At 41.4% G+C, this 13,003-nt stretch carries 9 protein-coding genes and 1 tRNA gene; 8 read left to right on the top strand and 2 right to left on the bottom strand.

What is annotated here, in order from left to right; genetic code table 11:
- The first annotated feature begins 4 nt into the window (after positions 1–4).
- A complete protein-coding gene (uvrA, locus tag M3O96_RS15500; protein WP_249722018.1) occupies positions 5–2,821 on the top strand; it encodes an excinuclease ABC subunit UvrA in 2,817 nt (938 codons plus the stop codon).
- Positions 2,822–3,425: 604 nt separating this feature from the next.
- Here the strand turns inward: uvrA and M3O96_RS15495 are convergent.
- A complete protein-coding gene (locus tag M3O96_RS15495; protein ID WP_249722016.1) occupies positions 3,426–3,848 on the bottom strand; it encodes a VOC family protein in 423 nt (140 codons plus the stop codon).
- A gap of 64 nt (positions 3,849–3,912) precedes the next feature.
- Between M3O96_RS15495 and M3O96_RS15490 the strand changes: the two genes are divergently transcribed.
- The 7 genes from M3O96_RS15490 to M3O96_RS15460 all read left to right on the top strand — a co-directional run bounded on the left by M3O96_RS15490 (position 3,913) and on the right by M3O96_RS15460 (position 10,799).
- Positions 3,913–4,821, top strand: coding sequence for a patatin-like phospholipase family protein (locus tag M3O96_RS15490; protein ID WP_249722015.1), 909 nt, complete (start codon positions 3,913–3,915; stop codon positions 4,819–4,821).
- Positions 4,811–5,428: a class I SAM-dependent methyltransferase gene (locus M3O96_RS15485; RefSeq protein WP_249722014.1), complete on the top strand. Its 618-nt coding sequence runs from the start codon at positions 4,811–4,813 to the stop codon at positions 5,426–5,428. Before M3O96_RS15490 ends, M3O96_RS15485 begins: the two co-directional genes overlap by 11 nt.
- Before the next feature lie 147 nt (positions 5,429–5,575).
- Positions 5,576–6,016, top strand: a complete 441-nt coding sequence (locus M3O96_RS15480) for a hypothetical protein (protein ID WP_249722013.1) — start codon at positions 5,576–5,578, stop codon at positions 6,014–6,016.
- Between the two features lie 11 nt (positions 6,017–6,027).
- Positions 6,028–6,354, top strand: coding sequence for a hypothetical protein (locus M3O96_RS15475; protein WP_249722012.1), 327 nt, complete (start codon positions 6,028–6,030; stop codon positions 6,352–6,354).
- A gap of 271 nt (positions 6,355–6,625) precedes the next feature.
- Positions 6,626–6,700: transfer RNA gene (locus M3O96_RS15470), tRNA-Val, on the top strand.
- 170 nt (positions 6,701–6,870) lie between these two features.
- Positions 6,871–9,396, top strand: a complete 2,526-nt coding sequence (locus M3O96_RS15465; protein ID WP_249722011.1) for a M14 family metallopeptidase — start codon at positions 6,871–6,873, stop codon at positions 9,394–9,396.
- Between the two features lie 281 nt (positions 9,397–9,677).
- Complete coding sequence (locus M3O96_RS15460; RefSeq protein WP_249722010.1) at positions 9,678–10,799, top strand: Fic family protein; 1,122 nt, start codon at positions 9,678–9,680, stop codon at positions 10,797–10,799.
- Positions 10,800–10,900: 101 nt separating this feature from the next.
- Here the strand turns inward: M3O96_RS15460 and M3O96_RS15455 are convergent, their stop codons facing one another.
- Entirely contained in the window at positions 10,901–12,460 is a 1,560-nt protein-coding gene (locus tag M3O96_RS15455; protein ID WP_249722009.1) for a SulP family inorganic anion transporter, read from the bottom strand.
- Positions 12,461–13,003 lie beyond the last annotated feature (543 nt).

Here is a 13,003-nt window from a genome sequence, read left to right as displayed (position 1 = left end):
ATTTATGAGTGTAAGCACCGAATTTCAATCTCCTTCTATAGAAAACCTTGATCCCAAGGAATTCATCATCATCAAAAACGCCAAGGTAAATAACCTCAAAAGCCTGAGCGTCGCCATTCCGAGAAATAAACTAGTGGTAATCACCGGACTCTCAGGCTCCGGTAAATCCTCTCTGGCTTTTGACACACTCTTTGCCGAAGGCCAAAGAATGTATGTGGAAAGTCTGAGCTCGTATGCCCGGCAGTTTCTCGGCAGAATGGAAAAACCCGATGTCGAATACATCAAAGGCGTTTCCCCGGCCATCGCCATCCAACAGAAAGCAAGCACCAAAAATCCCCGGTCTACTGTTGGCACCACCACAGAAATCTACGATTACCTCAAATTGTTATTTAGTAGAATAGGAAAGACAATCTCCCCTGTCAGCGGCGAAGAAGTCAAACACCAGACAGTAACTGATGTGGTGGATTTTATCAACAGCTTTGAAGAAGGAGAAAAAGTAATGATCTCCTGCCCACTCCAACTGATGAATGGAAGAACGATGCTGAAGGAGTTGGAATTGCTACTTCAGAAAGGGTTTTCTAGGGTTTTGGTGAATGGAGATGCATATTTTGTAGAGGATATGGTTGCCGAAAAAAATGTTCCCAAAGGAAACTATGAAATTCTGATAGACCGGGTTTCCATCCAAAAGGAAGACGAAGACAATCAATTTAGGATCGCGGACTCGGTACAGACGGCTTTTTATGAAGGCCACGGGGAATGCACCGTAACCATACCTGGAAAGGAAAAGAAAACGTTCACCGATCGTTTTGAATTGGATGGAATGAGCTTTGAGCTTCCTTCCGTCAATTTTTTTAGCTTCAACAATCCCTACGGAGCCTGCAAAAGATGTGAGGGTTTTGGATCTGTCCTTGGCCTGGATGCCGACTTGGTCATCCCCGACAAAAGTCTATCGGTCTATGAAGGGGCAATTGCACCGTGGAGAGGGGAGAGTTCAGGCAAATGGCTTGAGCCTTTGGTAAAAAAAGGAATCTACTTTGATTTCCCGATCCATCGGGCTTATGAAGATTTGGATGAAGCCCAAAAAGAATTGATTTGGACAGGAAATTCCTTCTTCCAAGGTCTCAATGACTTTTTTGCGGACTTGGAAACCAAGACACATAAAATTCAATACCGGGTCATGCTTTCACGGTTCAGGGGTAAAACCACCTGTCCGGATTGTAGGGGAACGAGACTGAGAAAGGACGCTTCTTTTGTCAAAATCAATGGCAGGTCCATTACTGATATTGTGTTGCTTCCGATTGAGAAGGCATTTGATTTTTTCAAAAACATTGAGTTGACCGAGGCAGATCATAAAGTTGCTAACCGCCTACTCAAAGAAATCCTGAACAGATTAGAATATATTGATAAAGTTGGGCTTGGGTATCTGACCTTAAATCGGCTCACTTCTTCCCTTTCAGGTGGAGAATATCAGCGGATTAAATTGGCAACTTCCTTGGGTTCGGCTTTGGTCGGCTCCATGTATATCCTTGACGAACCAAGCATCGGTCTCCACCCGCGAGACACCGACAGGTTGATTGAGGTGTTGAAGGTTCTGAGAGATATGGGCAATACTGTGATCGTGGTGGAGCACGAGGAAAAAGTCATGAAAGCCGCTGATCAAATCATCGATATCGGACCGGATGCCGGGGTTTTGGGTGGGGAGTTGGTTTTTCAGGGAGACCTGACTGAGCTGATGATCAAGGGAAATACCTATACCGCACGCTACCTGAAAGGTGAAGAAAAAATCCAGAACAAGGTGCAGAACAGAAAATTTCGTGATTCCATCATCGTCAAGGGTGCAAGAGAAAATAACCTCAAAAACCTGACTGTCAAGTTCCCATTGAACACCCTGACCTGCGTCACGGGCGTCAGTGGCTCGGGCAAATCCACTTTGATCAAAAAGGTTTTGTATCCGGCTTTGGGAAAAACACTGGGAACCGTCATCGACGAAACAGGGAAGTTTGACAAATTGGACGGCAGTTATAAAAAGATCACCCAAATAGAATTTGTAGACCAAAATCCCATCGGGAAATCTTCTAGGTCCAATCCGGTCACTTACGTGAAAGCCTACGATGCGATCAGAACCTTGTATTCGGATCAGACTTTGGCCAAGCAAAGAGGCTACAAACCGGCATTCTTTTCCTTCAATGTAGACGGCGGAAGATGTGAAGCTTGTCAGGGAGAAGGTACGGTGACTGTCGAGATGCAGTTTATGGCGGACATCCACCTGACTTGTGAGTCGTGTAAAGGGAAAAGATTCAAAAACGAAATCCTCGATGTCAAATATCATGACAAAGACATTTCAGATGTTTTGGACATGACCATCGATGAGGCAATGGAATTTTTCAAAGGAAAAACCCAAATCATCAACAAACTCCAACCGCTGCAGGAAGTTGGATTGGGGTATATCGGCATGGGACAATCTTCCAACACACTTTCAGGAGGAGAAGCCCAAAGGGTAAAACTCGCTTCTTTCCTTGGTAAGGGAGGCACCAAACCGGGAGACCATGTGCTGTTTATTTTTGATGAACCGACGACTGGACTGCATTTTCATGATATCCGAAAGCTCCTGCATTCGATCAATGCATTGATAGACCAAGGACATTCGGTCATCATCATTGAGCACAATACCGAAGTGATCAAAGCAGCCGATTGGGTGATCGATTTAGGTCCGGAAGGCGGAGAAAAAGGGGGATATGTTACATTCGAAGGAACCCCGGAAGCCTTGATGGAAACAGAAGGAAATTATACAGGCAAATACCTGAGGGAGTCTTTTATGTAGAAAAAGCTATTTAAATTCTCTCAAAACCCCGTCATTCTGAGTCCCCATCATTTGTAAATATTCAGAATGGGGACTGACATGTTGGAATATTGAGGTTCAATAGGAATGTGGCTTTAGCCCATTCACAAATAAATGCCGAGCATAAAATCGGCTTTAGCCAAAACAATGAGATTGGATTTATGAAGGTGGATATGATTTGGCTAAAGCCGTGGAGATCGGTGCTTTTATTTCCCTCCAGCTAAAGCAGGAGGAAGTTTAATAGAGAAAATAAGTTTTATTGAAATCAGAATCAAGATATCCTAAGCTCCCGTGATGTCATTGATAACAGCAGCTTGCGGAGGTGAAGAATCTCTTTAATCTTTGAGACTCTTCACTTTGTTACCAATGACATAAATATAAATCACCCCTCGGCAAGCTCGGGGAACGGGGTTTTTGGTTTATTTGGAGGGAGATGTAAAAGGCAGCTCTGCCGCCTTTTACATCTCCCTCCCCGACAACAAAATTCCGGTGGCCGAGCTTGCCGAGGCCGAAATAAAATAGTTTCAATGTCATTCCTTTTCTGAATGTTTTTTTGAAATGTTGGGCACTCAGAGTGACCGAAATCCTATTTCGCAAATATCTGACTTTCGTCTTGAAAGGATTTGAATTCTAAAGCATTGCCGCAGGGATCTAAGAAGAACATGGTTGCCTGTTCGCCGACTTCACCTTTGAAGCGGATATAAGGTTCAATAACAAACTCAATCCCAAACTCTCTCAACTTATCTGCCAATGAATGCCACTCTTCCCAAGGAAGGATCACTCCAAAATGTCTGACAGGCACGTTTTTTCCATCTACTTCATTGGCTTTGGCAAGGGAAAGCTCTTCAGGTTTGATATGGGCAGATAGCTGATGCCCGAAAAAATTAAAATCTATCCATTTGTCGGTACTTCTCCCTATATCGCAACCCAATAAATCCCCATAAAACTGACGTGTTTCCTCGATGTCCCTGATAGGAAATGCGAGATGAAAAGGCTTAAATTGACCCATAATTGCTTAATTTCGTTTTTCGAAATAGAAAAGTAGCATTCATTTTTCAAAATCAAATTAAACCATGAGCAAAAAAACAGTTTCATTGGTACTATCGAGTGGTGGAGCTAGGGGAATGGCACATATCGGTGTCATTGAAGCGCTTGAAGAATCAGGTTATGAGATTGTCTCGATCGCAGGATGCTCTGCAGGAGCATTGGTTGGTGGCATGTACGCGAGCGGCAATTTATCCAAATTCAAAGATTGGATCTGCAATCTGGACAGGATCGATGTGTTTTCCCTGATGGACTTTACCCTATCAAGCAAGGGATTTATCAAAGGGGTCAAAGTTTTCGGTGCCTTACAAAAAATCATTGAAGACTGTCAGATTGAGGATTTGAATATTCCATTTGTCTGTAATGCCGTGGGAATCCCTGGTGGCAAAGAACACATTTTTAGAAAAGGGAGCCTTTATTCCGCTATCCGAGCTTCGGCCTCTATTCCGACGGTTTTTACTCCTTCCAAAATCCATGGAAAGGAATTCATTGACGGCAGTATCCTAAATCCCATTCCCCTGAACCTTATCCCAAAAGACAGGATTGCAGACCTGATTTTTGCTGTTGACCTGAACGGTCCCAAAACCGCCTTTGTAGAAAATTCAAAAGAAAAGGAGAAAAAAGAAAGTGATACTGCTAAAGGTGAGTCCCCCCATTGGTTGACAGATTACCGACGGAAGTTCTCTTCCTATTTTTCCTCTAATGAGAAAGAAGAAAAAATTAAGGGAATGAGTTCTTTGGAGCTTTTAAACTATTCCTTTGACATACTTCAAGATAGGCTCTCGGAACTTGTCATTGAAAAATATGATGTGGACATTATTGTAGAAATTTCCAGAATACAAGCTGGCACCTTGGAATTCCACCGGGCTGCCGAAATGATCGAGATCGGCAGGCAAAAAGCTTTTGCAGCCATTGAAAAACACGAAAATGGACATTAAATCCCTCAACCAACTTCTTGGCAATATTGACATCTACCTGCTGGATCAGATTCTCAAAAGGCGGTTTACCAAGGAAATGAACATCCTCGATGCTGGTTGCGGGGAAGGGAGAAACACAATCTATTTTTTGAATGAAGGATACAAATTATTTGGAGTGGACAGCAACCCAATCGCCATTCAAATGGCAAGGATTTATGCCCAGACTATCCAAAAAGATTATGATATTTTTCGCTTTCAGACTTCATTGATTGAAACCATGCCCTTTCATCAGGGAGCTTTTGATGTAGTCATCAGTTCTGCAGTTTTACATTTTGCTACGAGTGAAACCCATTTTTTTAAGATGGTGGAAGAAATGATGCGGGTGCTGAAACCCGGAGCAATCTTCTTTCTCAGAATGACTACAGGCCAAGGAAATATGGAGGAAAAATCTCCTCACTTGGGTGATGGGGTTTATTTATTGCCTGATGGGTCGGAGCGATTTCTTCTGACTGATGTATTGGAAAAAGAGATTGTTTCAAAATACAAACTCCAATACCTAGAACCTGCCAAGAGTGTTTTGGTACATGGCCAAAGGGCAATGGGTGTTTTTGTATGGGAGAAAGGGTGATCAGGTTTTGTTTTTTTAATCTGTTGATTTTCATATATTTATTTATTGTTCATTTTGGATTTAGCCGACCAAATTGAATAGAGTTTTTGTAATACAGCAAGCCCTGACATTTTATCAATCTATGAAAACAATACTTCTCACAGGTCTGTGGCCTTACTTTACTTAGGGCTATTTTTTGGAATTTCAGGTTGTAAAATCACGCTTGTTCCAAGTTTTGATGCACAGATCCAAGAGCAGATTGAAAGTACTTCAAAGGAAATAGACAGGTTTTATTTGACTATGATGGACCTCCACACCAATGAAGAGGGCGGTCGAGCATATGAAAAATTTCGGGAGGGGTACATCAACATCGAAGTCGAGCTGATTTCTCTCCTCAATAAAAATAAAGTCAAACCCCTCAATACCCATTCCACCCGCATCTGCGAAATCACTTTGCAGATCTGGCGAAAATATAAGACCGAACACAAGGAAGACAATTCCATCCCGGATGGGCTGATCAAATTAAATATGCTGGCTATGAATGACCTCATGTACGCGATGCTTGTCGCAGAGAAAGGGAAGTTGATAGCTGAAAATCCACCAAATTAACCCGATCATTTATGAGCTTTGATATCAATGAAGTCTTGTTTCTGATGACAGATGCCATCAAACATAATGTCGCTGAAAATTGGGAAGAAGTGAAAAATCCTGCCAATGTATTTCTTCAAAATCGCAAAGAACGTTTGGCTTTAATAGCGGATCTTCTGATCAATAAAGAGATAACACAAAAAAGATTTGATTCTAGGATGGAAGATGAAAAACTGATTGCGGAAGCGGAATTTCATGCGATTGCAGTCATTTCAAAAGCCATCGCCCAAAAGGCCGCCAATGCTGCCATTGATATTTTTCAAAAAGCTGTGATGGCCGCAGTCAATGTGGCGATTTAAATGACAGAGTCATGAAGGAACTTTTTCCTGACTTGAATATCCAACCTGTTATAAGTATTTCTTTGGAATGACAATAGATATCGGTACAGGCTTTGAAATCCCAAAATCATTCCTGATTTTAGCAGCCTCAAATCGGGATCTTATCCCGATAACCATCGGGACGATAGCTATCGGGAGGTTTAGTGCGCTGATTAAATTTATTTTATTGGGATCTTAGCTCATCCCGATAGCTATCGGGAGGTTTAAGAGCGCTGATTTGTATTTATTTATTGGGATCTTAGCTCAGTTGGTTTAGAGCGCTGCTTTGACAGAGCAGAGGTCATGGGTTCGAATCCCCTAGGTCCCACTTTTTTAGAATCAAGATATTAGAGCCAAGAAGCGAGATATCAGAGCTATGAAGCAAGATCTGCCTTCATTTTACCGACAATCCCCAATCTCAAATCCTTCAGTCCATTTCCTTTGCAGGGTTTTGCAATTCCCCTTATCTTACCGCACAACACATTACAAATATCCATTATGAGAAAAATTTACGCTTTGATTTTGGTTCTTTTCCTGACCACAACCGCCTTTGCCCAAAAAAGCCCTGAGGAATTTCTAGGCTATAAATTGGGCGATCGATTTACCCCCCACCACCGTGTTGTCGCCTATTTTGAGCACCTGGCGGCCACACTTCCAAATGTAAAATTGGTATACTACGGAGAGACTTATGAGCACAGACCATTATTTGTTGCCATGGTTTCTACGCCTGAGAATATGGGTAAACTTGAGGATATCCGTATGGATAACCTCCGCAGAACAGGAATGGTGGAGGGAACGCCATCTACCAAAGTAGCACTGAACTGGATGCAATACAATGTCCATGGAAATGAAGCCGTGGCCACAGAAGCTGCCATGATGACTTTTTGGCAAATTGCCGATCCAAACAATTCTCAATCTAAAAATTGGTTGAAAAATCAGGTGCTGATTCTTGATCCTTGCGCCAATCCTGACGGAAAAGACAGATACACTGTCTGGTATAATCAAAAACAAAACACTAGGTTACAGCCCGATCCGCAGTCTATGGAGCATTCCGAACCTTGGCCGGGTGGTCGTCCAAACCATTACCTGATGGACCTCAATAGAGATTGGGCTTGGCAGACGCAACAAGAAACACAGCAAAGGCTGAAGCTTTATCACGCTTGGATGCCACACCTTTTTGTGGATTATCACGAGCAGGGTATCAATGAACCATTTTATTTTGCCCCAGCGGCACAGCCGATTCATGAGCAACTGTCAGCTTTTCAGAATGAATTTCAGACGATCTATGGCAAAAATACTGCAAAGAAATTTGATGAGCAAGGTTGGATGTATTTTACCAAAGAGCGCTTTGACTTGCTTTATCCGTCCTACGGAGACACCTATCCCATGTACAGTGGGGCGATTGGGATGACTATCGAAAAAGGAGGTTCCGGCCGTGCAGGTTTGGGGATGCTCAATGCGCTCGGTGATACTGTGACATTGAGAGAAAGAATTGAGCACACATATACCGCAGGGATTTCTGCGGTGGAGGTGACTGCTCAAAATTCCGAAAGGTTGACAGATGAGTTTTCCAATTATTTCAAGACAAGCAGTACCAATCCAAAAGCCAAGTACAAAAGCTTTGTGATCAAGGGGGACCAAAACCCGGAGCGCGTCAAGGCACTTTTGGCATTGCTTGACAAAAATAAAATCCAATATGGCTATGCCAAAGCAGCATCAGGGCTGAAAGGGTTGGATTACAATACCGGAAAGGCAGGAACCTTTGCTGCTACAGAAAAGGACATCGTCATCAATGCCTTTCAACCAAAGTCAGTTTTGACACAGGTTTTGTTTGAGCCTGAGGCAAAACTACAAGATAGTATCACGTATGACATCACAAGCTGGGCTTTACCGTATGCTTATGGCGTGCAAGCTTATGCCATGGAGACAAGATTGGATGCAGGAAAGAAATTTGAAAAATCGCCATTTGTACCAAATAAGGTAGATGGAACACCTTTGGCATATCTCGCTCCTTGGAATGCTACCCAACACGCCAAGTTTTTGGCGGCTTTGATCAATAGCAAGATCAGGGTGAGGTATTCAGAGAAAGCTTTTGAAATCAACGGTCAATCTTACCCGATAGGTACTTTGGTGATCCATAGAAACGGCAACCAATATGTCGCTGACTTCGACAAGAAAGTAACAGACATTGCCAATAAATTTGAGATTACTTTGGCTAGCAGCAACTCTGCTTATGTAGACAAAGGACGGGATTTTGGTTCCTCGGAAGTGAAAGTGATCGTCGTACCAAAAGTTGCCATCATGAGCGGCGCAGGTACTTCCTCTTTGAATTTCGGCGAACTCTGGTATTTCTTTGAGCAAGAACTTGACTACCCGGTAAGCATCCTGGATGCTGAAGGTTTGGGAAGGTTTGACCTGAGCAAATACAACGTGATCATTCTTCCTTCAAGTTGGGGCAGTTACCTTTCTGAAAGCAACATGAAAAAAATGATGGATTGGGTAAGGGCAGGCGGTAAGTTAATTGCCATCGAAAATGCGCTGAATGCTTTTGCAGATAAAAGCGGTTTTGACCTCAGCCAATACGATACCGAAGATGAAAAGAAAGCTGCCGAAAAGGAGCAAAAAGAAATACAGAATGTGGAAAGACTGGAGCCATACCAGGAAAGAGAGAGAATGGGAATTTCTACCACTGCTGCCGGTGCCATCTATCAAGTTAAAATCGACCCAACCCACCCACTTGGATTCGGAATGGAAGGCAAATTCTATACCCTGAAAAATAACGGTTCACGCTATGCCTATCTTGATAACGGCGTCAATGTAGGGATCATCCCTGATGCCGAGGCCTATAGATTTGGCTATATCGGCAATAAAATCAGACCAAAAATGCCAAAATCAATGGTATATGGCGTAGAAAGCCTTGGCCGTGGACAGATAGTGTATATGTCTGACAACCCAATGTTCCGTTCTTTCTGGGAATCAGGGAAATTGCTGGTAGCCAATGCAGTATTCTTGGTAGGACAATAATTTAGAAACAAGAGACGAGAGCCTAGAAACGAGAGTCGAGAGACAAGAAATCCTATAAAAAGACCCTGCTTTGTGATGACAAAGCAGGGTTTTGTTTTCAAGGTCGTTTTAGTATTAACTTTTAAACAGAATTTCGAGCCTATTCAAACATTCCATTTAAGGCCATTTTACAATGCTGACATTAAATTTATCAAAATTTAATGTCAGCTATTTTTTACTGACCTACTTTAATGTCATATTTGTAATCATACATTAAAATAATCAAATTTTAAGGTGAGATTATGTCATATACAATCAACCCAGATAGAGAAAAACCTTGGAATGGACTTCCGGAATTACCTATTGAGGAGAATTATTATCGGGATTTGGATATTTTGGAGCAACTAGGAGAGTCCAAAGCGGCAATTGCAAAACTGCAAGGCAGGAGTGTGGCTATACCCAACCAAGCAATTTTGATCAACACCATCAGTTTGCAGGAAGCAAAAGCTTCAAGTGAAATTGAGAATATTTTTACAACTGATGATGAACTTTATAAAGCCTTTAGCGACGATCCTGCAAATTTGAAACAAGGAGCACCAAAAGAAATCCTTTATTACCGGGAATCTCTTTGGAAAGGCCATAGATATCTTAGAGAAACCGGGAGCTTTGATATCAAATATTTTGAATTGATATATCGGACCATAACAGGATTGAATGATGGCATCCGAAAACCATTTGCCCAAACTCATATCCGTCAAGGAGGATCAGGTCCAAATGCCGGAAAAACTGTTTATACACCTCCTAGAGGCGAAGGAATCATTGAAAGTAAAATGGAAAATTTTATCCAATTTATGAATGACGATACCCTTTTTCCTATTGATCCCCTTTTGAAAATGGCAATTGGGCATTTACAATTTGAAGCCATTCACCCCTTTAGAGATGGAAATGGAAGAACGGGCAGGATTTTCAATATTAATTTTTTAACCCAAAAAGGGCTTTTGGATTTCCCGATTTTGTTTCTGAGTAAGTATATTCTCCAAAACAAAGAGAGCTACTATGCTTATCTCGCAGGGGTGACCCAAAGGGCTGCCTGGAAAGATTGGATTCTCTTTATGCTAAAGGCAGTGGAAAATACTTCGATCGATACTTTCCATAAAATCAATGACATCCTGTCTGTTAAGGATGCAATTTTACATGTGTTGGAAAAGGAAACTGAAATCAGTAGACCTGATTCTCTGGTTGAAGCCATTTTTACCCAACCATTTACAAAAGTCAAGCACCTTACTGATAAAAAGTTGTATGCTGAAAATACAGCCCGCCAATACCTCAACAGGCTTCATGAAATGGGAATCTGTGAAAGAAGGGAAATCAATGGGGGACATTATTATCTCAACCTAGAATTGTACAGGATCCTGGCGAGCTGAATAAAAAGCTTCAAAAAAATAAAGGAATTGGAAATCCCAATTGTCTTGGATTTCCAATTCCTTTGCACGTGAATAACCAGCAGTAATTTTAGGCTTTCAAATTACGAACTCACTTTTTGCCTATTTTCAAATACTATCTTAAAACTCGGATCATCATCGGTATAGTTGACATTGATGATCGTTTCTGCTTTTTCGAGTAAGACCCTACTACTACTGCTCAAATGACGGATATAGACCGTTTTTCCTAGCTTATGATAGCGTTCAGTTACTTTGTGGATGGCATCGATGCCTGAGTGGTCCACGATCCTGCTTTCCTGAAAATCGATGATGATTTCATCAGGATCATTGATCGGGTCAAATTTTTGTCCAAAAGCCATGGCAGAGGCAAAGAATAATGGGCCGTACATTTCATAATGCTTTAAACCATTTTCATCCACATATTTTCTTGCCCTGATCCTTTTGGCATTTTGCCATGAGAAAACCAAGGCTGAGATGACGACACCAATCAATACTGCCAAGGCTAGATTGTGCAATAATACTGTTATCAAAGTAACTATGACCATCACAAACACGTCGTGGGCTGGCACTTTTCTGAACACCTTCAAAGAAGCCCATTCAAATGTTCCGATTGCGACCATAAACATCAGTCCGACCAATGCTGCCATGGGAACCATTTCAATATATGTGGATAAAAAGAGGATGAAGGCCAACAAGCCTAAAGATGCGACAATTCCTGAAATCCGGCTTCTCCCTCCTGCATTGACATTGATCAATGATTGTCCAATCATCGCACAACCACCCATTCCACCAAAAAATCCGGTGGTAACATTTGCTACACCTTGGGCAATACATTCTTTGTTTCCGTGTCCTCTAGTCTCCGTGATTTCATCTATCAGGGTTAAGGTCAACAAACTTTCAATCAATCCGATTCCAGCCATGATCGCAGAATAAGGAAGGATGATCATCAAGGTTTCCATATTCAAAGCAACCATTGGCAAGTGAAATTCGGGTAAGCCACCACTGATGGAGGCCAAGTCCCCAACTGTTCTGGTATTGATGTCTCCGAATATAACAATTAATGAAACAGTCAGAATGGCCACTAATGCAGATGGAACTGCTGTGGTGAGTTTAGGAAGATATTTGATGATGACCATGGTCAATGCCACCAAACCGATCATGATATACATCGGATTTCCACTCATCCATTCCAAAGCTCCTTCTGGAGTTACAAATTTGAACTGGTCAAACTGCGACATCGCAATCACAATCGCCAATCCATTGACAAAACCAAACATAACTGGGTGAGGAACCAATCGGATCAATTTTCCCAACTTCAACACGCCAACCACAATCTGAATCAATCCCATCAAGACGACCGCCGCAAAAAGATATTCAACCCCGTGCTGTGCAACCAAGGCAACTATAACTACTGCGATAGCGCCGGTTGCGCCAGATATCATCCCGGGACGGCCTCCCATGATGGCAGTAATCAACCCAATAATAAATGCAGTATACAAGCCCACTAAAGGACTTACTCCTGCGATCAATGAAAAAGCCACTGCTTCAGGTACCAATGCCAAGGCTACAGTCAAGCCTGATAATACTTCGTCTTTTAGATTTACCTGTGTCGGTTTGAACAGGCGATAAAACATCTGCGTCATAAATTTCTTGTTTTAATATAGGGTGGTGAATGAGAATAAGCTTCCGCAACAGAAAAGTGACGGCAATATTGATTGCCTAGTGTGAATGAATTTTAATGCGGGAGAGATTTCATATTTGATTACAAAGGTAGATAAAAAAATCAGTTACAGAATAATATTCTGTTTATTATATGAATTAAGTTTAATGCAATCGATTTAAAATCATTTAATTCATGATCTAAATGGTAAATTTTATTACCGATATTATCATTTATTTAAAAAATTGTTTCAATTACTAATGACTATTGATTTTTATGAGTATTAATAATTATTCTTTTTTTCCGTGGTTTGAGTCCACTTTCAAAATAATATTTTATAAAATAAAAAAGTCAAAGTTCAGGAATTCCATTATTGGTAAATAGATGATTTTTAGGAAATTGAGGTAAAAAAGTGTATTTTTAAGCTTTACTTAAGTTTGAAAACATGTAAAATATTCTTTATAATCCTTTACTTTTTGGTTTTTTAAAATTTCAGATAATTTTTTGAGTTAAAAACAAAACATAA

The sequence above is a fragment of the Aquiflexum sp. TKW24L genome (assembly GCF_023502205.1).
GTDB lineage: Bacteria > Bacteroidota > Bacteroidia > Cytophagales > Cyclobacteriaceae > Cognataquiflexum.
The sequence above is the reverse complement of the archived record's forward strand: the minus strand, read 5'-3'. Positions and strand labels throughout refer to the sequence as shown.